The 18574-nt window shown below is 59.6% G+C and carries 16 protein-coding genes; all 16 read right to left on the reverse strand.

Annotation, left to right across the window (positions count from 1 at the left end):
- Positions 1–56 precede the first annotated feature (56 nt).
- Positions 57–371, reverse strand: coding sequence for a helix-turn-helix domain-containing protein (locus tag AC1UK9_RS11015; protein ID WP_007964870.1), 315 nt, complete (start codon positions 369–371; stop codon positions 57–59).
- Positions 361–711, reverse strand: a complete 351-nt coding sequence (locus AC1UK9_RS11020) for a toxin (protein ID WP_473015219.1) — start codon at positions 709–711, stop codon at positions 361–363. The genes AC1UK9_RS11015 and AC1UK9_RS11020 overlap by 11 nt, the downstream gene beginning before the upstream one ends.
- A gap of 586 nt (positions 712–1297) precedes the next feature.
- Positions 1298–2761 carry an NADH-quinone oxidoreductase subunit NuoN gene (gene nuoN / locus AC1UK9_RS11025; protein ID WP_007920173.1) on the reverse strand — a complete coding sequence of 488 codons (1464 nt, stop codon included), beginning with the start codon at positions 2759–2761 and terminating at the stop codon, positions 1298–1300.
- Positions 2762–2768: 7 nt separating this feature from the next.
- On the reverse strand, positions 2769–4301 hold the full coding sequence (gene nuoM, locus AC1UK9_RS11030) for an NADH-quinone oxidoreductase subunit M (protein ID WP_025108989.1): 1533 nt from the start codon (positions 4299–4301) through the stop codon (positions 2769–2771).
- Positions 4302–4340: 39 nt separating this feature from the next.
- Entirely contained in the window at positions 4341–6194 is a 1854-nt protein-coding gene (gene nuoL, locus AC1UK9_RS11035) for an NADH-quinone oxidoreductase subunit L (protein WP_473015220.1), read from the reverse strand.
- Positions 6191–6499 (reverse strand): NADH-quinone oxidoreductase subunit NuoK, encoded by a 309-nt coding sequence (gene nuoK, locus AC1UK9_RS11040; protein WP_003180046.1) that lies wholly within the window; start codon positions 6497–6499, stop codon positions 6191–6193. The genes nuoL and nuoK overlap by 4 nt, the downstream gene beginning before the upstream one ends.
- Before the next feature lie 3 nt (positions 6500–6502).
- Positions 6503–7003 carry an NADH-quinone oxidoreductase subunit J gene (gene nuoJ / locus AC1UK9_RS11045; RefSeq protein ID WP_025108991.1) on the reverse strand — a complete coding sequence of 167 codons (501 nt, stop codon included), beginning with the start codon at positions 7001–7003 and terminating at the stop codon, positions 6503–6505.
- A gap of 9 nt (positions 7004–7012) precedes the next feature.
- Positions 7013–7561, reverse strand: coding sequence for an NADH-quinone oxidoreductase subunit NuoI (nuoI, locus tag AC1UK9_RS11050; RefSeq protein WP_007920177.1), 549 nt, complete (start codon positions 7559–7561; stop codon positions 7013–7015).
- A gap of 11 nt (positions 7562–7572) precedes the next feature.
- Positions 7573–8580 carry an NADH-quinone oxidoreductase subunit NuoH gene (gene nuoH / locus AC1UK9_RS11055; RefSeq protein ID WP_007964859.1) on the reverse strand — a complete coding sequence of 336 codons (1008 nt, stop codon included), beginning with the start codon at positions 8578–8580 and terminating at the stop codon, positions 7573–7575.
- A complete protein-coding gene (gene nuoG, locus AC1UK9_RS11060) occupies positions 8577–11291 on the reverse strand; it encodes an NADH-quinone oxidoreductase subunit NuoG (protein WP_482580053.1) in 2715 nt (904 codons plus the stop codon). Before nuoG ends, nuoH begins: the two co-directional genes overlap by 4 nt.
- Before the next feature lie 136 nt (positions 11292–11427).
- On the reverse strand, positions 11428–12783 hold the full coding sequence (gene nuoF, locus AC1UK9_RS11065; RefSeq protein WP_025108993.1) for an NADH-quinone oxidoreductase subunit NuoF: 1356 nt from the start codon (positions 12781–12783) through the stop codon (positions 11428–11430).
- Positions 12780–13277 carry an NADH-quinone oxidoreductase subunit NuoE gene (gene nuoE / locus AC1UK9_RS11070; RefSeq protein ID WP_003223804.1) on the reverse strand — a complete coding sequence of 166 codons (498 nt, stop codon included), beginning with the start codon at positions 13275–13277 and terminating at the stop codon, positions 12780–12782. Before nuoE ends, nuoF begins: the two co-directional genes overlap by 4 nt.
- 2 nt (positions 13278–13279) lie before the next feature.
- Positions 13280–15064: an NADH-quinone oxidoreductase subunit C/D gene (nuoC, locus tag AC1UK9_RS11075; protein ID WP_482580056.1), complete on the reverse strand. Its 1785-nt coding sequence runs from the start codon at positions 15062–15064 to the stop codon at positions 13280–13282.
- A 72-nt stretch (positions 15065–15136) separates the two neighbouring features.
- Positions 15137–15811, reverse strand: a complete 675-nt coding sequence (locus tag AC1UK9_RS11080; RefSeq protein WP_003223809.1) for a NuoB/complex I 20 kDa subunit family protein — start codon at positions 15809–15811, stop codon at positions 15137–15139.
- 10 nt (positions 15812–15821) lie between these two features.
- Positions 15822–16235 (reverse strand): NADH-quinone oxidoreductase subunit A, encoded by a 414-nt coding sequence (locus AC1UK9_RS11085; protein ID WP_003223812.1) that lies wholly within the window; start codon positions 16233–16235, stop codon positions 15822–15824.
- 645 nt (positions 16236–16880) lie between these two features.
- Positions 16881–18206, reverse strand: a complete 1326-nt coding sequence (gene aceA, locus AC1UK9_RS11090) for an isocitrate lyase (protein ID WP_016775277.1) — start codon at positions 18204–18206, stop codon at positions 16881–16883.
- Positions 18207–18574 lie beyond the last annotated feature (368 nt).

Here is an 18574-nt window from a genome sequence, read left to right on the forward strand (position 1 = left end):
TAACGCCAAGGTGATGGGGGAATTACAATTTCGTCATGTGAGTGGAGTGAAAACGGTCAGGTCAGGGCTGCGAGCTGTTCGATCGTTTGGGGGAAACGTTCGACCAGACGGATCAGGGTTGTGGCCTGAGCATTGGGCGTTGCTCGTCCTTGCTCCCAGTTTTCGAGTGTTCGCGTGTTGGTGCGTAGATACATCGCGAATACTGACCGGGAAAGATTAAGTTGCTGACGGATGGCTACGACTTCCTCCGCAGTGATCGGCATCAGTTTTGGCAACTGAACCTTGTGGGTACGCAAGGTGATTTTGCCTTGGCGTTCATCGGCCAGTGCTTCCAGTCCATCCATCAATTCGGAAAAAATGTCACGTTTCATAGTGGGTTCTCGCGTTGAGTTCTCTATCCAGTGTTTTTCTGAAAAGTTTTTTCTGGGCAGGTGTCAAATCGTCCTGCTCGTTTTTGTTGTAGACGGTAAAGAGCCAGAACTGATCGAAGCCTGACCACCAGTAATAAATCACTCGTAATCCGCTGCGCTTACCTTTGCCTCTTCGTTGGTCGCTAAAGCGAATTTTACGAAGCCCGCCTGTGTCCTCAATGAGATCGCCCGCTTGCGGATTTTTCAGCAACTCCAGTTGAAAGCTGCGAAACAGTTCGTCATCCAGATAGTCGTCTCGGTGCTTCTGAAACACAGGCAATTCGATAAATAGAGCATCCATGTTCTGTACGCTACCTACGTATAGTGTTGTCTCGATAATCGAATCGGTCAAGGCCTCCTGGCCTTGCTTTTCGTCCCTTTTTCAACGGTAGACGCCGGTCGTAAAAACACCTGTAGGACGAATTGACGGGAGCTGTAGGAACGTTCGACTGATCTGTGAAGAGGCTTCGCAACTGGCGTGTCGGAACAATCGCGCAGCAGTGTCCAGCGCCGAATGGCGAAAGTGGCGGGGTGTGAAGCTATGAAGAGGGTGGATGTGCCGACGCCATCGCGGGCAAGCCACGCTCCTGCAGTAATCCGGGGTGGCACAGAATTTGTGAATGACACACAACCTGTAGGAGTGAGCCTGCTCGCGATAGCGGAGTCTCAGGCACTGAATATGGTGGAAGTGCCGACGCCTTCGCGAGCAGGCTCGCTCCCACATTGGTTTTTGGGTGTCCCCGGATTTTGTGAACGACGCACAAACCTGTCGGAGCCGGGCTTGCCCGCGATGAGGACAGCGCAAGCGCTCGAGATATCGAATCCTGTAAAAACAAAAACGGCACCCGAAGGTGCCGTTTCTTTTGTTGCCAGTTCTAACGGAGCAATCAGCCCGCCAGACCCGCCTGCTGAACCAGTGTCAGCAATGGCTGCGGATACACACCCAGGAAGAATGCGACCAGGGCGATGGCCAGCAGCATTACGCCGCCTGCCTTCTGTTCCCAGTGCAGCTGGGCGTCGTGGCGACGCAGGTTTGGCTCGATCAGGTACAGGGTGACCATCACGCGCAGGTAGTAGAAGACGCCGATGGCGCTGCCCAGTACCAGCGAACCTACCAGCCACCACTGGTGCGATTCGACACCGGTCGCGATGATGTAGAACTTGCCGATGAAGCCCGCGGTCAGCGGGATACCGGCCAGGGACAGCATCATCACGGTGAGTACGGCGGTCAGGTACGGACGGCGCCAGAACAGGCCGCGGTACTCGTACAGTGCGTCGGCGTCACGGCCGTTGTACGGCGAGGACATCAGCGTGATCACGCCGAACGCGCCGAGGCTGGTGATCACGTAGGTGACCAGGTAGACGCCGATGGCTTCCACCGCCAGACCCTTGCTCGCCACCAGTGCGATCAGCAGGTAGCCGAAGTGCGCGATGGACGAGTAACCGAGCAGACGCTTGAGGTTGCTCTGAGTCAGGGCCAGCAGGTTACCGAACAGGATCGAGGCAATGGCGATGACGGTCAGTACGTCGCTCAGCACGCCACTGCTGGCAGCAGGGGAGATCTGGAACAGACGCACCATGACCGCAAACACCGCAACCTTCGAAGCGGTCGCAAGGAAGGCTGCGACCGGTGCCGGAGCACCTTCGTAGACGTCAGGCGTCCACAGGTGGAACGGTACCAGCGACAGCTTGAACGCCAGACCGATCAGCATCATGCCCAGGCCCAGTTGCGCCAGCGAGCTAGGCAGGCCGGTTGCAGCCAGTGCCTGACCGATACCGACGAAGCTCAGCGAACCCGAGTCGGCGTACAGCAGCGCCATACCGAACAACAGGAACGCGGAACCGGCGGCCGACAGCACCATGTACTTGATGCCGGCTTCCAGCGAACGCTTGTTGAAGAAGGCGTAAGCCACCAGACCGTAGACCGGTACCGAGAGCAGTTCCAGACCGATGAACAAACCGGCCAGGTGCTGCGCGCTGACCAGAACCAGACCGCCGGCGGCGGCCATCAGGATCAGCAGGTAGAGTTCTTCTCGGTTGCCCGGGTAACCCGAACCGCCATCGCCCAGATAGGCGTGGGCGAGGGTGACGCAGGCGAGGGTGGCGACCAGGATCAGCGCCATGTACAGGCAGGCGAAGGTGTCGATCTGCAGCAACGGGGTCACGGCCAGAGGCGCGACTTTCAGTGCAGGCAGGATCGACAGCAAGGCCAGGTTCAGACCGGCGACCGAGATCAGGAAGGTCTGCGAGTGGTTGCGGCGCCAGGCGATTGCCAGCATCACCACGATAATGGTGAGGCTGGTGATCAACAGTGGCGCAAGCGCAATAAAGTGTTGAATCGTGAATTCCATAGCGCTCTTACCGGGCCGAAGCGAGTTGAGTGAAGGCGGTGCCGAGCCACTGCTGCACGCCATGCATCGTGGCGGCGGAAGTGTCGAGGAACGGCTGCGGGTAGACGCCGAGGTAAACCAGCAACGCCGCAAGGCCCAGCACCATGATCAGTTCGCGACCGTCCATACCGTGCAGGATCGAATCCGATTTGGCCGGGCCGAAGTAGGCGCGGTGGATCATGATCAACGAGTAGACCGAACCGAACACCAGACCGGACGTGGCAATCGCAGTGATCCATGGCGCACTGGCGAACGTGCCGATCAGGATCAGGAATTCGCCGACGAAGTTACCGGTCCCCGGCAAGCCCAAGGATGCGGCGGCGAAGAACAGGCTGATTGCCGGCAGGTAAGCGATACGCGACCACAGACCGCCCATCTCACGCATGTCACGAGTGTGCAGACGCTCGTACAGCTGACCGCTGAGGATAAACAGTGCCGCCGCCGACAGACCGTGCGCCAGCATCTGGATCACAGCGCCTTGCAGCGCCAGTTGGCTGCCGGAGTAGATGCCGATCAGTACGAAACCCATGTGGGAAACGGACGAGAAGGCGATCAGACGCTTGATGTCGGTTTGGGCGAACGCCAGGAATGCACCGTAGAAAATCCCGATCAGACCGAGGGTCATGGCGATCGGCGCAAACTCGGCCGAGGCGTTCGGGAACAGCGGCAGGGCGAAACGCAGCAGACCGTAGGCCGCGGTTTTCAGCAAGATACCGGCGAGGTCGACGGAACCTGCGGTCGGTGCCTGGGCGTGAGCGTCAGGCAGCCACGAATGGAACGGCACCACTGGCAGCTTGACCGCGAAGGCGATGAAGAAGCCGAGCATCAGAATGTACTCGGTGGTCATCGACATCTTGGTTTTCAACAGGTCGGCGTAGTTGAAGGTAATCACGCCGGTGTTGTTGAAGTTGACCAGCACCAGACCCAGGATCGCCACCAGCATGATCAGGCCGGAAGCCTGAGTGAAGATGAAGAACTTGGTTGCTGCGTAGATCCGGGTTTTCTTGCCGTCCGAAGAACTGTGACCCCAGAGCGCGATGAGGAAGTACATCGGCACCAGCATCATTTCCCAGAAGAAGAAGAACATGAACAGGTCGAGGGCGAGGAACACGCCGACAACGCCGCCCAGGATCCACATCAGGTTCAGGTGGAAGAAGCCAACGTGACGTTGAATCTCTTTCCACGAGCAGAGTACCGAGAGGATACCCAGCAGGCCGGTCAGCAGGATCATCAACAGCGACAGGCCGTCGAGGGCCAGGTGCACGTTGATGCCGAAGCGCTGGATCCAGACATGCTTGAACTCAAGCGCCCAGGTCGGATCGGCGCCAGGCGCCGGAGCAAATGAATAGTCACCGTGGGCCCACAGCCAGAGGCCGAGGGCGAGTTCCAGGGTCATGGTCAACAGCGCAATCCAGCGGGGGAGGGTAGCGCCGAAGCGCTCACCCATCCAGCACAGCAGGCCGCCGATGAAGGGGATCAGGATTAGCCAAGGCAGAATCATGACGGGCTCGTTTCCTTTCGCAAATTCGCAAGGTTCATATCAGACCGCTACCAGCACGATGGCGCCAATGACCAGCACGGCACCAGCAGCCATCGAAGCAGCGTACCAACGCAGTTGACCGGTCTCAGTGCGGCTCAGGGCGGTGTGACCACCCTTGGCCATACGCGGGATCAGACCGATGGTCTGGTCGAGCGGGTCTTTGCGCAGCATGTGGCTGATCGCAAGGTACGGCTTGACGAACAGTTTGTCGTAGATCCAGTCGAAGCCCCAGGCAGCGAACCACCAGGCCGAGAGGAAACGGCCGATGCCGCTGTTGGCGATTGCCGTCACGAAGCGACGCTTGCCGAGGAACAGCAGGGCCGCCAGCAGGATACCGGCCAGGGCGATGGCGCCCGAAGCGATTTCCAGACTGTGCTTGGCTTCGCCACCGGCATGCCCAACGCTTTGCGGCAGTACGCCGTGCAGCGGTGGAACGATCATGGCGCCGACGAAGGTCGACAGCACGATCAGCACCGACAGTGGCAGCCAGTGAGCGATGCCGTGACCGGCGTGGGCTTCAGTCTTGGCTTCACCGTGGAACGTGATGAAGATCAGGCGGAAGGTGTACAGCGACGTCATGAACGCGCCGACCAGACCTGCGTAGAGCAGACCGTGGTTGCCGCTGGCGAACGCTTCCCAAAGGATTTCGTCCTTGGAGTAGAAGCCCGCGGTGACCAGTGGCAGAGCGGCCAGCGCAGCACCACCGACGATGAAGCTGGCGTAGGCCAGTGGCAGTTTTTTCCACAGGCCGCCCATCTTGAAGATGTTCTGCTCATGGTGGCAGGCAACGATCACCGCACCGGAAGCAAGGAACAGCAGGGCCTTGAAGAAGGCGTGGGTCATCAGGTGGAAAATCGCGCCATCCCATGCGCCAACGCCCAGCGCCAGGAACATGTAGCCGATCTGGCTCATGGTCGAGTAGGCGAGGATACGTTTGATGTCGGTTTGTACCAGTGCCGCGAAGCCTGCGAGAACCAGAGTCACACCACCGACGATGCCGACCAGGTGCAGGATTTCCGGTGCCAGGGTGAACAGACCGTGGGTACGGGCGATCAGGTAGACACCGGCGGTCACCATGGTCGCGGCGTGGATCAGTGCCGAAACCGGGGTCGGACCGGCCATCGCATCCGCAAGCCAGGTTTGCAGTGGCAGTTGCGCCGATTTACCGACTGCGCCACCCAGCAGCATCAGGGTTGCCAGAGTGATCCAGAAGTCACCGACCTGGAATTTCTGCGGTGCCAGCACCAGCAGTTCCTGGATGTTCAACGTGCCCACTTGCTGGAACAGGATGAACAGGCCGATGGCCATGAACACGTCGCCGATCCGGGTCACGATGAAGGCCTTGAGTGCGGCGTTACCGTTGTTGCGGTTGCTGTAGTAGAAACCGATCAACAGGTACGAGCACAGGCCCACGCCTTCCCAGCCGAAGTACAGGAACAACAGGTTATCGCCGAGCACCAGGAACAGCATGCTGGCGATAAACAGGTTGGTGTACGAGAAGAAGCGCGAGTAACCCGCTTCGCCGCGCATGTACCAGGACGCAAACAGGTGGATCAGGAAACCTACGCCCACCACCACGCCGAGCATGGTGACCGACAGGCCGTCGACGTAGAGGGCGAAGTCAGGCTTGAAGCCTTCCACCGCCATCCACTTCCAGAGCACCAGGGTGTAGTGACCGCCTTCGGGTGGCGCGACGTTGAATTGCCAGATGACGTAGGCGGCAACAATCGCCGACAAGCCAATGGAACCCACGCCGATCAGCGCCGAGAGGTTTTCCGACCAGCGTCCACGGGAGAACGACAGCAGCAGGAAACCGATCAGGGGGAATACAAAAGTCAGAAAGATTAGGTTCATCCGCGCATCTCACTGGCAGCGTCGATATCGAGCGTGTGGAAGCGGCGATACAGTTGCAGCAGGATCGCCAGACCAATACTGGCCTCGGCGGCTGCAAGGCTGATCACCAGAATGAACATGATCTGTCCATCCGGTTGCGCCCAGCGAGCGCCCGCCACGATGAAGGCCAGTGCAGAGGCGTTCATCATCACTTCCAGGCTCATCAACACGAACAAAATGTTGCGGCGGACCATCAGGCCGACCAGACCAAGGCAGAACAGGATGCCGGCAACGGCCAATCCATGCTCGAGAGGGATAGCAGGCATGTCTTACTCCTTCGCCTCGTTACGGCCCAAATGGAACGCCGTGACGGCTGCGGCGAGCAGCAGCATCGAGGCGAGTTCGACCACCAGCAGGTACGGGCCGAACAGGCTGATGCCCACGGCTTTCGCGTCCACGGTGGTGTGGCCGATGGCCTGACCGCTCTGGTGAGCGAACAGTACATACAGCAGTTCGGCGAGCAGCAGGGCGGCGAGAATCACCGGCCCCGCCCAGATACCGGGCTTGAGCCAGCTGCGTTCCTGCTGAACCGAGGCTGGGCCCAGGTTCAGCATCATCACCACGAACACGAACAGCACCATGATGGCGCCAGCGTAGGCGATCACTTCCAGCACGCCGGCGAACGGTGCGCCGAGTGCGAAGAAGGTCATGGCCACGGCGATCAACGAGATGATCAGGTAGAGCAGGGCATGCACAGGGTTGGTGTTGGTGACCACACGTAGCGTGGACACAACCGCGATACCCGATGCGAAATAGAAAGCGAATTCCATCGTTCTTCCTTAAGGCAGCAAGCTCTTCACGTTGATCGGTTCGGCTTCGTTCTGCGCAGAGCCTTTCGGCTTGCCAGCGATTGCCATACCTGCAACACGATAGAAGTTGTAATCAGGGTTTTTGCCGGGGCCGGAGATCAGCAGATCTTCTTTCTCGTACACCAGGTCCTGACGTTTGAACTCGGCCATCTCGAAATCCGGGGTCAGCTGGATTGCGGTGGTCGGACAGGCTTCCTCGCAGAGACCGCAGAAAATGCAGCGCGAGAAGTTGATACGGAAGAAGTCCGGGTACCAGCGACCGTCTTCGGTTTCAGCTTTTTGCAGCGAGATGCAACCGACCGGGCAAGCCACGGCGCACAGGTTGCAGGCTACGCAACGCTCTTCGCCATCGGGGTCGCGGGTCAGGACAATACGGCCACGGTAGCGTGGCGGCAGATAGACCGCTTCTTCCGGGTATTGCAGGGTGTCGCGCTTGCGAAAGCCATGGCCGAAGACCATGACCAGGCTGCGCAACTGGGTACCGGTACCCTTAACGATGTCGCCAATATATTTGAACATGGGTCAAATCCTCACTGAACCGCAACCGCAGGTGTGTTCCACAACACAACCGCAGCGGTTATCAGCAAATTGATCAGGGTCAGTGGCAGGCAGAATTTCCAGCTGAAATCCATCACCTGGTCATAACGCGGACGCGGGATGGAAGCGCGCAGCAGGATGAACAGCATGATGAAGAACGCGGTCTTCAGTGCGAACCAGACGAAGGACAGTTGCGGCAGGATGCCGAACGGACCGTGCCAGCCACCGAAGAACAGGGTGACCAGCAGCGCCGAGATCAGGATGATGCCGATGTATTCACCGACGAAGAACATGCCCCATTTCATACCGGCGTATTCAATGTGGTAACCGTCGGCCAGTTCCTGTTCCGCTTCCGGCTGGTCGAACGGGTGACGGTGAGTCACAGCCACGCCAGCGATGAAGAAGGTACAGAAGCCGAAGAACTGCGGAATGATGAACCACAGGTTCTGCGCCTGGTACTCGACGATGTCGCGCATGTTGAACGAGCCGACCTGCACCACGATGCCCATCAGGGCCAGGCCCATGAACACTTCGTAGGACACGGTCTGCGCCGAGGCACGCAAGCTGCCGAGCAGGGCGAACTTGTTGTTACTCGACCAGCCGGCGAACAGCACCGCGTAGACCGACAGGCCGGCCATGGCGAAGAAGAACAGCAGGCCGATGTTCAGATCCGCCACGCCCCAGGTCGGGGTGATCGGGATGATCGCGAAGGCGATCAGCAGGGCGGACATGGCCACCACCGGCGCCAAAGTGAAGATCACTTTATCGGCAAACGGCGGGGTCCAGTCTTCCTTGAAGAACATCTTGAGCATGTCGGCGGCGATCTGGAACATGCCGAACGGACCAACGCGGTTCGGGCCGTAACGGTCCTGCCACCAGCCCAGCAGGCGACGTTCGACAAAGCTGAGCAACGCGCCTGCGACCACAACGGCCAGCAGAATCACGATGGCTTTGATGACCGTCAGGATCACATCGATCACTTCAGGGGTGAACCAGGTCATTGCGCTGCCTCCTGCAGACCGTCGACGGACACGCCGGCGAATGCCGGTGGAATGCCGGCGATGCCCGCAGGCAAGGCCACCAGACCAGCGCCCAGTTCTTCATTGATGCGCAGCGGCAGACGCAGGGTCTGACCGGCCACGTTCAGGCTCAGCAGGGCACCGTCGTTGACGCCCAGGCGATCTGCTTCGGATTTCGCCAGAGCAACATAAGCAGCCGGGATGCGCTCTTGAACCGGCGCGGCTTTCGACGAGTTTTCGTCGCTGCCGAACAGGTGGTAGAACGGCACGGCTTGCCAGGTGCCCGGCGCCGGGTTGAACGCACGCGGAGCGGCAGCGAACCAGCTCAGCGAGTCGCCAGTGCTTTCGATCAGGCGAGTGCCCGGATCGCCAGCGCGCAGGTGACCACCGACTTCGTCCTGGAACTTGTTCCAGGCTTGCGGCGAGTTCCAGCCTGGCGACCAGGCGAAAGGAACCTGCTGACGCGGCTCAACCGAACCCGAGTAACCTTCCATGGAGAAGGCGAACGCGGTGTCTTTGTCCTGCGGAGTGCGTGGTTCGTGAACGCTGATGTCGGCGCGCATTGCGGTGCGACCGGAGTAGCGCAGCGGCTCACGCGCCAGTTTCAGACCCTTGATGCGGAACGCGGCAGACGGAGCGGCATCAACGATACGCGCCAGTTGCTCAGTGCTCGAGGCCACGGCAGCGGTAACGTGGTCGAGTTGCGTCCAGTCGATTGGCTGGTTCAGCAGGGTCGCGCGCAGGGCGTGCAGCCAGCGCCAGCCTTCGTGAACCAGGATGCTCGCATCCATGTACTGCGGATCGAAAACCTGGAAGAAGCGCTGGGCGCGACCTTCCTGGCTGACCAGCGTACCGTCGCCTTCAGCAAAGCTTGCCGCTGGCAGAACCAGTTGAGCGCGATCGGTGGTGGCGGTCTTCTGGTGGTCGGCAACGATCACGACTTTCGCCGCGTTCAATGCCGCATCGACCTTGGCTTTCGAGGTGCGGGTGTACAGATCGTTTTCCAGCACGACGATGGCGTCTGCTTTGCCGTCGATGACCGCTTGCAGCGCCGCGTCGACCGATTCGCCACCGAGCATGGCCAGGCCGAGGCTGTTGGCTTCCGGCACGATCAGGCTGATCGAACCGTTCTTCTCGCGCAGCTTCAGGGCCTTGGCGATGTTCGCGGCGGCTTCGATCAAGGCTTTGGAACCCAGCGAAGTACCGGCGATGATCAGCGGACGTTTTGCCGCGAGCAGGGCATCAGCAATGCGCTTGGCCAGTTCCAGTGCTTCGGCGTCCAGACCTTCAACGGCTGGTGCGCTGGCGTCCAGGGCGTGAGCCACGGCGAAACCGATGCGCGCCAGATCGTCAGGCGCTGCGTGTACGCATTCTTCAGCGATGTCGTCGAGCTTGGTTTCAGCCAGGCTGGCGATGAACAGCGGGTTCAGCGCGTGCTGACCGATGTTCTTCACTGCCGCGTCGAGCCAAGGCTGAACGCGCATGGCTTCGGCCATGTCTTCGGCTTTGCCCTTGACCGATTGACGCAGGGCCAGGGCCATACGGGCAGCGGTCTGGGTCAGGTCTTCACCGAGCACGAATACCGCGTCGTGGTCTTCGATGTCGCGCATGTTCGGCACAGGCAGCGGGCTGTCTTTCAACACTTGCAGAACCAGGCGGATACGCTCCAGTTCGGATGCTTCGATACCGGAGTAGAAGTGCTCGGCGCCGACCAGTTCACGCAACGCGTAGTTGCTTTCGAGGCTGGCACGCGGCGAACCGATACCGACGATGTTGCGGCCGCGCAGCAGATCAGCGGCTTTATCCAGCGCAGCGTCGAGGCCCAGCTTGGTGCCGTCGGCCAGCAGCGGCTGACGTGGACGGTCGGTGCGGTTGACGTAGCCATAACCGAAACGGCCACGGTCGCACAGGAAGTACTGGTTCACCGAACCGTTGAAACGGTTTTCGATGCGACGCAGTTCGCCGTAACGCTCGCCCGGAGAAATGTTGCAACCGCTGGAGCAGCCATGGCAGATGCTCGGCGAGAACTGCATGTCCCACTTGCGGTTGTAGCGCTCGGAGTGAGTCTTGTCGGTGAACACGCCGGTCGGGCAGACCTCGGTGAGGTTGCCGGAGAACTCGCTTTCGAGGGTGCCGTCTTCAACGCGACCGAAGTACACGTTGTCGTGGGCGCCGAATACACCGAGGTCGGTGCCGCCGGCGTAATCCTTGTAGAAACGCACGCAGCGGTAGCAGGCGATGCAGCGGTTCATTTCGTGGGAAATGAACGGGCCCAGTTGCTGGTTCTGGTGGGTGCGTTTGGTGAAGCGATAACGGCGCTCGTTGTGGCCGGTCATCACGGTCATGTCTTGCAGGTGGCAGTGACCGCCTTCTTCGCACACTGGGCAGTCGTGCGGGTGGTTGGTCATCAGCCATTCGACAACACTGGCGCGGAACGCCTTGGACTCATCGTCGTCGATGGAGATCCAGGTGTTGTCGGTGGCAGGCGTCATGCAGGACATGACGATGCGACCACGGGTGTCGTTCTCGTCGGTGTACTGCTTGACCGCGCACTGGCGGCAGGCCCCGACGCTACCAAGCGCGGGGTGCCAGCAGAAATAAGGGATGTCGAGGCCCAGCGACAGACATGCCTGTAACAGGTTGTCTGCCCCGTCGACTTCGAGCGCTTTGCCGTCTACGTGGATAGTGGCCATGGTTCAAAGGTCTTCGTTGGCCCGGTGTCAGCGGGCGTGGCTAATGGAATCTTGTTATTCGTCCGAATCCAGTCAGCCCCGAAAGGCGTCATCGGACGAAAGGCGAAGGGCACGGACCCTTCGCCTTTTTAAGCGTTTACGCGCCGACTACAATCGGCCTTGCCAGAGGCGGGACGGCGGCGCTTGCAGGCGCGATACCGGCTTCGAACTCTGGACGGAAGTATTTGATGGCACTGCCCAACGGCTCCACGGCACCCGGTGCGTGAGCACAGAAGGTCTTGCCTGGGCCGAGGAAGTTGACCAGACCCAGCAAGGTCTCGATGTCACCTGGCTGACCGCGGCCTTGTTCGATGGCCATCAAGAGCTTGACGCTCCATGGCAAACCATCGCGGCACGGGGTGCAGAAGCCGCACGACTCGCGAGCGAAGAACTGCTCCATGTTGCGCAGCAGGGAGACCATGTTGACGCTGTCGTCCACCGCCATGGCCAGGCCGGTACCCATCCGGGTGCCCACTTTGGCGATGCCGCCGGCGTACATTTGTGCGTCGAGGTGCTCCGGCAACAGGAAACCGGTACCGGCCCCACCTGGCTGCCAGGCCTTGAGCTTGAAGCCGTCGCGCATGCCGCCGGCGTAATCTTCGAACAGCTCGCGACCGGTGACGCCGAATGGCAGTTCCCACAGGCCAGGGTTCTTGACCTTGCCGGAGAAGCCCATGAGCTTGGTGCCCATGTCTTCACTGCCTTCGCGAGCCAACGATTTGTACCAGTCAACACCGTCGGCAATGATTGCCGGCACGTTGCACAGGGTTTCTACGTTGTTCACGCACGTCGGCTTGCCCCACACGCCCACGGCGGCAGGGAAGGGCGGCTTGGAGCGCGGGTTGGCGCGGCGGCCTTCAAGGGAGTTGATCAGTGCGGTTTCTTCACCGCAGATGTAACGCCCGGCGCCGGTGTGGACGAACAGCTCGAAATCGAAGCCGCTGCCCAGGATGTTCTTGCCCAGCAGGCCGGCTGCCTTGGCTTCTTCCACGGCACGGTTGAGGTGCTTGGCGGCGGTGGTGTACTCGCCACGCAGGAAGATGTAGCCACGGTAGGTTTTCAGTGCGCGGGCACTGATCAGCATGCCTTCGATCAGCAGATGGGGCAGTTGCTCCATCAGCATGCGGTCTTTCCAGGTGTTCGGTTCCATTTCATCCGCGTTGCACAGCAGGTAGCGGATGTTGATGGATTCGTCTTTGGGCATCAGGCCCCACTTCACGCCCGTGGGGAAGCCTGCACCGCCGCGACCTTTGAGGCCAGCGTCTTTCACGGTCTGGACGATGGCGTCCTGATCCATGTCGGCGAAGGCTTTGCGCGCAGCGGCGTAACCGTTCTTGGCCTGGTATTCGTCGAGCCACACGGCTTCGCCGTCGTCACGCAGACGCCAGGTCAGCGGGTGAGTCTCGGCCGAACGCTGGATGCGGTTGGCAGGACCGAAAGATGTCAGGGTCATACGTAGCCCTCGAGCAGTTTGGCCACGCCAGCAGGCTGCACGTCGCCAAAGGTGTCGTCGTCGATCATCAGCGCCGGTGCCTTGTCGCAGTTGCCGAGGCAGCAGACAGGCAGCAGGGTGAAACGACCGTCGGCGGTGGTCTGACCCAGGCCGATGCCCAGATTGTTCTGGATTTCGCTGACCACCGACTCGTGGCCACCGATGTAGCAGACCATGCTGTCGCAGACGCGAATGATGTGACGGCCAACCGGCTGACGGAAGATCTGGCTGTAGAATGTCGCCACACCTTCAACGTCGCTGGCCGGGATGCCGAGGATCTCGCCGATCGCGTACAGGGCGCCATCCGGCACCCAGCCGCGTTCTTTCTGAACGATCTTCAGGGCCTCGATCGACGCCGCGCGCGGGTCTTCGTAGTGATGCAGCTCGTGCTCGATGGCCGAGCGCTCGGTTTCACTCAAGGTGAAACGGTCTGTCTGGATAAGCGTGCTGTTCATGCTTAGCGGTCCACGTCGGCCATAACGAAGTCGATACTACCCAGGTACGCAATCAAGTCCGCGACCATGCTGCCTTTGATCACCGAAGGGATCTGTTGCAGATGCGGGAAGCTCGGAGTGCGGATCCGGGTACGGTAGCTCATGGTGCCGCCGTCGCTCGTCAGGTAATAACTGTTGATGCCCTTGGTCGCTTCGATCATCTGGAAGGATTCGTTGGCCGGCATGACCGGGCCCCACGAAACTTGCAGGAAGTGCGTGATCAGGGTTTCGATGTGCTGCAGCGTGCGCTCTTTCGGCGGCGGCGTGGTCAGCGGGTGATCCGCCTTGTACGGGCCTTCCGGCATGTTGCGCAGGCACTGGTCGATGATCTTGATGCTCTGGCGCATCTCTTCGACGCGGACCATGCAGCGGTCGTAGGCATCGCCGTTGGCAGCCAGCGGAACTTCGAACTCGAAGTTCTCGTAGCCGGAGTACGGACGCGCTTTACGCAGGTCGAAGTCGCAACCGGTCGAACGCAGGCCGGCACCGGTGACGCCCCATTCCAGGGCCTCTTTGGTGTTGTACTGGGCGACGCCGATGGTACGGCCCTTGAGGATGCTGTTCTGCAGGGCAGCCTTGGTGTATTCGTCGAGGCGCTTTGGCAGCCATTCAACGAAGTCTTTCACCAGTTTGTCCCAGCCGCGCGGCAGGTCGTGGGCAACACCGCCAATGCGGTACCAGGCCGGGTGCAGACGGAAACCGGTAATGGCTTCAATCACCGTGTACGCCTTCTGGCGGTCGGTGAAGGTGAAGAACACCGGAGTCATGGCGCCGACGTCCTGGATGTAAGTCCCCAGGAACAGCAGGTGGCTGGTGATCCGGAAGAACTCGGCCATCATGATGCGGATGACGTCGACCTTCTCGGGCACCTTGATGCCGGCCAGCTTCTCGACCGAGAGCACGTACGGCAGGTTGTTCATCACGCCGCCGAGGTAGTCGATACGGTCGGTGTAAGGGATGAAACTGTGCCAGGACTGACGCTCGGCCATCTTCTCGGCACCACGGTGGTGGTAACCGATGTCCGGCACGCAGTCGACGATCTCTTCACCGTCCAGTTGCAGAATGATGCGGAAAGCACCGTGCGCGGAAGGGTGGTTCGGGCCGAGGTTGAGGAACATGTAGTCCTCGTTGGCACCGGAACGCTTCATGCCCCAGTCTTCAGGACGGAAGCGCGCGGCTTCTTCCTCAAGCTGTTGCTTGGCGAGGTTGAGGCTGTACGGATCGAATTCGGTGGCGCGCGCCGGGAAGTCCTTGCGCAACGGGTGACCTTCCCAGGTCGGCGGCATCATGATGCGCGACAGGTGCGGGTGGCCTTTGAAGTCGATGCCGTACATGTCCCAGACTTCACGCTCGTACCAGTTGGCGTTCGGCCAGATGCTGGTGACGGTCGGCAAGCTCAGGTCGCTTTCGGACAAGGCGACTTTGATCATCACGTCACTATTACGCTCAAGCGACATGAGGTGATAGAACACGGTGAAGTCGGCGCCCGACGGCAGCCCTTGACGCTTGGTGCGCAGACGCTCGTCCACGCCGTGCAGGTCATAGAGCATGACGTACGGCTTGGGCAGGTTGCGCAGGAAGGTCAGGACTTCGACAAGTTTGGCGCGAGCCACCCACAGCACCGGCATGCCGGTGCGGGTCGACTGAGCGGTGAACGCTTCGGCGCCAAAACGGTTGTTCAATTCGACGACCACATCCTGGTCGTCTGCCTTATAAGGCGGGATGTACAGAGCGCTGCCTGTAGTCATGGTTATTTTTTCGCTTTCGGTCAACGTAAAGAATGAAGCCAGCTTCTCGTTTCTTTGTAAGAACAGACTGGATCAGACTTCGTCAGGGCTGCGCAGGTTGGTGACTGCGATTCGCTGTTCGCGGCGCTGTTCTTTCTGCGAAGGCATGTCGGCGCGATAAACGCCTTGATCACCAACGACCCAGGACAGTGGGCGACGCTCCTGGCCAATCGATTCCTGCAACAGCATCAAGCCTTGCAGAAATGCTTCTGGACGGGGCGGGCAGCCAGGTACGTAGACGTCCACGGGCAGGAACTTGTCCACCCCTTGAACCACGGAGTAGATGTCGTACATGCCACCGGAGTTGGCGCACGAGCCCATGGAAATCACCCACTTCGGCTCGAGCATTTGCTCGTAGAGACGCTGAATGATCGGCGCCATCTTGATGAAGCAGGTGCCGGCGATAACCATGAAGTCGGCCTGACGCGGTGATGCCCGGATAACTTCGGCGCCAAAGCGCGCGATGTCGTGGGGCGCCGTGAAGGCGGTGGTCATTTCCACATAGCAGCACGAAAGGCCGAAGTTGTACGGCCACAGGGAGTTTTTACGCCCCCAGTTGACCGCGCCACTCAGCACGTCTTCGAGCTTGCCCATGAAAATGTTTTTGTGGACTTGATCTTCTAACGGATCGGAAACAGTTTCCCGTTCGCCAATCGGATATTGCTCGTTAGGAGCATCGGGGTCGATTCTGGTGAGATTGTATTGCATTGCCAAAGCCTCATTGTTTCAGCTTCGCCTGCCGCTTGCGACGAGCTTCCGGAGCCCAGTCAAGGGCGCCCACTCGGAACAGGTAGACAAGACCTGCCAACAGAATTGCTATGAAAACGAGAGCTTCGACGAATCCGGTCCAGCCGCTTTCGCGGACGGACACAGACCATGCAAAGAGAAAGAGGGCTTCGATATCGAAGATCACGAACAGCATCGCGACCAGATAGAATTTGGCTGAGAGCCGCAAGCGGGCGCCACCGGTAGGTAGCATGCCGGACTCGAACGGTTCGTTTTTGCTGCGGCCCCAGGCTTTTGACCCGAGGAGGCTGGAGACGCCGAGCATGAAGGCACACAGGCCGACTACACCCAGAAGGAAAATGGCAAAGCCCCAGTTGTGGGCCATGAGTCCTGTCGCTTCGGGCATGCTGGTAATCCTTAACAGAGAGCAAAGGTCTCTGAGCTTGATAAAGAAATAAGGCAGTGACGATATGTCGCAGCAATCAATCGGGCTGATTTTATGGCTAAACACCCAGCAAGTAAAATTCCTATAGCGAAATTATTTATTGGAATAAGGACATAGCGCACCTCCAATGCCCTGCAGCCCATGCGTTGCGGGCATTAGCCGGGTTTACGCGAATTATGTTTTGTGGGAAATGTAACGAACATAGTTGCTGCTAAATGATAATTGATATCGTTTGGAGTGGTTTTGTAACTGTTTAGCGGTGCAGTAATCGGAAAGTTGTCTTATATGCCCGTTACTGCAAGTAGCGGTGGCGAGCGTTTTACCGGTTTTTTGTGACGCGGGTACCGCTCTGGATCAATGTTTTTTGTCGCGGCTGACGCTTTTCCTGTGGGAGCGAGCCTGCTCGCGAAAGCGGTGGATCAGTCACTGCATATGCAAGCTCACACAGCGCCTTCGCGAGCAGGCTCGCTCCCACAAGGGATTTGCGGTGCCGGTGAGGTTTTCAAAGGCAAAAAAACGCCCCGAACCAGTCGGGGCGTCAGTCGTGCAGCTCTGCGGTTAGCTTTTTATCCGATCCGCAAAGGCCGTTTGCTCAGCGAAGCCGAATCAGTGGAACTGTTCTTCTTCGGTCGAACCGGTCAGTGCGGTGACCGAGGACGAGCCACCCTGGATCACGGTGGTCATGTCGTCGAAGTAGCCAGTGCCCACTTCCTGCTGGTGAGCCACGAAGGTGTAACCCTTGGCGGCGTCAGCGAATTCCTGCTCCTGCAGCTTCACGTAGGCAGTCATGTCGTTGCGGGCGTAGTCGTGCGCCAGGTTGAACATGCTGTGCCACATGTTGTGAATGCCGGCCAGGGTGATGAACTGGTGCTTGTAACCCATGGCGGACAGTTCGCGCTGGAACTTGGCGATGGTCGCGTCGTCCAGGTTTTTCTTCCAGTTGAAGGAAGGCGAGCAGTTGTACGACAGCAGTTGGTCCGGGTATTCCTTCTTGATCGCCTCGGCGAAGCGACGGGCTTCTTCCAGATCCGGCTTGGCGGTTTCGCACCAGATCAGGTCGGCGTACGGCGCGTAAGCCAGGCCACGGGCGATTGCCTGATCCAGACCGGCACGTACCTTGTAGAAGCCTTCCTGAGTACGCTCGCCAGTTACGAACGGCTGGTCGTACGGATCGCAGTCGGACGTCAGCAGGTCAGCAGCGTTGGCGTCGGTACGGGCCAGGATGATGGTTGGCGTGCCGGCAACGTCAGCCGCCAGGCGTGCAGCGGTCAGCTTCTGCACGGCTTCCTGAGTTGGAACCAGTACTTTGCCGCCCATGTGGCCGCATTTTTTCACGGAAGCCAGTTGGTCTTCGAAGTGAACGCCGGCGGCACCTGCTTCGATCATGCTCTTCATCAACTCGTACGCGTTCAGCACGCCGCCGAAACCGGCTTCAGCGTCAGCCACGATTGGCGCGAAGTAGTCGATGTAGCCGTCGTCACCCGGGTTCTTGCCGGCTTTCCACTGGATCTGGTCAGCACGACGGAACGAGTTGTTGATGCGCTTGACCACGGTCGGAACCGAATCCACCGGGTACAGCGACTGGTCCGGGTACATCGATTCTGCGGAGTTGTTGTCCGCAGCCACCTGCCAGCCCGACAGGTAGATTGCCTGGATACCGGCTTTAACCTGCTGAACAGCCTGGCCGCCGGTCAGGGCGCCCATGCAGTTGACGAAATCTTTCTCTGGGCGGAAGGACGGCTTGGCACCCTGGGTCACCAGGTTCCACAGCTTCTCGGCGCCCATTTTCGCAAAGGTGTGCTCAGGTTGAACCGAGCCACGCAGACGGACGACGTCAGCAGCGGAGTAAGTGCGAGTCACGCCTTTCCAGCGCGGGTTTTCAGCCCAGTCTTTTTCAAGGGCTGCAATTTGCTGTTCGCGTGTCAGTGCCATGGAGATAAACCTCGTCGCGTCTTTATGAAAAGTTGTTCTGCGGTGGAAAATTCCTGCGCTCGCTGACCAGAAGCTTAGGTGGTCAAGTCGGATTCGGCGGGGTAGGCGACGGGATGAACGATGGGCTCGAGGGGAAGTGAGCAGGTAGTGGCGCACTGCGGAGCGCATTCGGGCGTCGTGGGCCTTTATACGAACTACAGCGTGAAGCCGGGTTACCTAATTACGCTTCCGTCCCTCGGGACAACTTCGTTCCAGTCGGCAACCTCGTCAAACACACCTTGTGGGCGGTACAGACACGAAGCGGTTCGCGGGGTAGGTGCGAAACATCGCTTCGAAGGCCCTTGCCAGGGCCTCTGATTAGCGGGAGC

Source organism: Pseudomonas sp. AK-TSAG1-1 (genome assembly GCF_056821665.1).

Coding starts and splice junctions, on each gene's coding strand:
- nuoH (WP_007964859.1), bottom strand. CDS start 8,580: ATGACCTGGTTCACCCCTGAAGTGATCGATGTGATCCTGACGGTCATC.
- AC1UK9_RS11020 (WP_473015219.1), bottom strand. CDS start 711: ATGGATGCTCTATTTATCGAATTGCCTGTGTTTCAGAAGCACCGAGAC.
- nuoG (WP_482580053.1), bottom strand. CDS start 11,291: ATGGCCACTATCCACGTAGACGGCAAAGCGCTCGAAGTCGACGGGGCA.
- nuoJ (WP_025108991.1), bottom strand. CDS start 7,003: ATGGAATTCGCTTTCTATTTCGCATCGGGTATCGCGGTTGTGTCCACG.
- nuoI (WP_007920177.1), bottom strand. CDS start 7,561: ATGTTCAAATATATTGGCGACATCGTTAAGGGTACCGGTACCCAGTTG.
- nuoE (WP_003223804.1), bottom strand. CDS start 13,277: ATGAACAGCACGCTTATCCAGACAGACCGTTTCACCTTGAGTGAAACC.
- nuoN (WP_007920173.1), bottom strand. CDS start 2,761: ATGGAATTCACGATTCAACACTTTATTGCGCTTGCGCCACTGTTGATC.
- nuoK (WP_003180046.1), bottom strand. CDS start 6,499: ATGCCTGCTATCCCTCTCGAGCATGGATTGGCCGTTGCCGGCATCCTG.
- AC1UK9_RS11015 (WP_007964870.1), bottom strand. CDS start 371: ATGAAACGTGACATTTTTTCCGAATTGATGGATGGACTGGAAGCACTG.
- aceA (WP_016775277.1), bottom strand. CDS start 18,206: ATGGCACTGACACGCGAACAGCAAATTGCAGCCCTTGAAAAAGACTGG.
- nuoC (WP_482580056.1), bottom strand. CDS start 15,064: ATGACTACAGGCAGCGCTCTGTACATCCCGCCTTATAAGGCAGACGAC.
- AC1UK9_RS11080 (WP_003223809.1), bottom strand. CDS start 15,811: ATGCAATACAATCTCACCAGAATCGACCCCGATGCTCCTAACGAGCAA.
- nuoF (WP_025108993.1), bottom strand. CDS start 12,783: ATGACCCTGACATCTTTCGGTCCTGCCAACCGCATCCAGCGTTCGGCC.
- nuoM (WP_025108989.1), bottom strand. CDS start 4,301: ATGATTCTGCCTTGGCTAATCCTGATCCCCTTCATCGGCGGCCTGCTG.
- AC1UK9_RS11085 (WP_003223812.1), bottom strand. CDS start 16,235: ATGCCCGAAGCGACAGGACTCATGGCCCACAACTGGGGCTTTGCCATT.
- nuoL (WP_473015220.1), bottom strand. CDS start 6,194: ATGAACCTAATCTTTCTGACTTTTGTATTCCCCCTGATCGGTTTCCTG.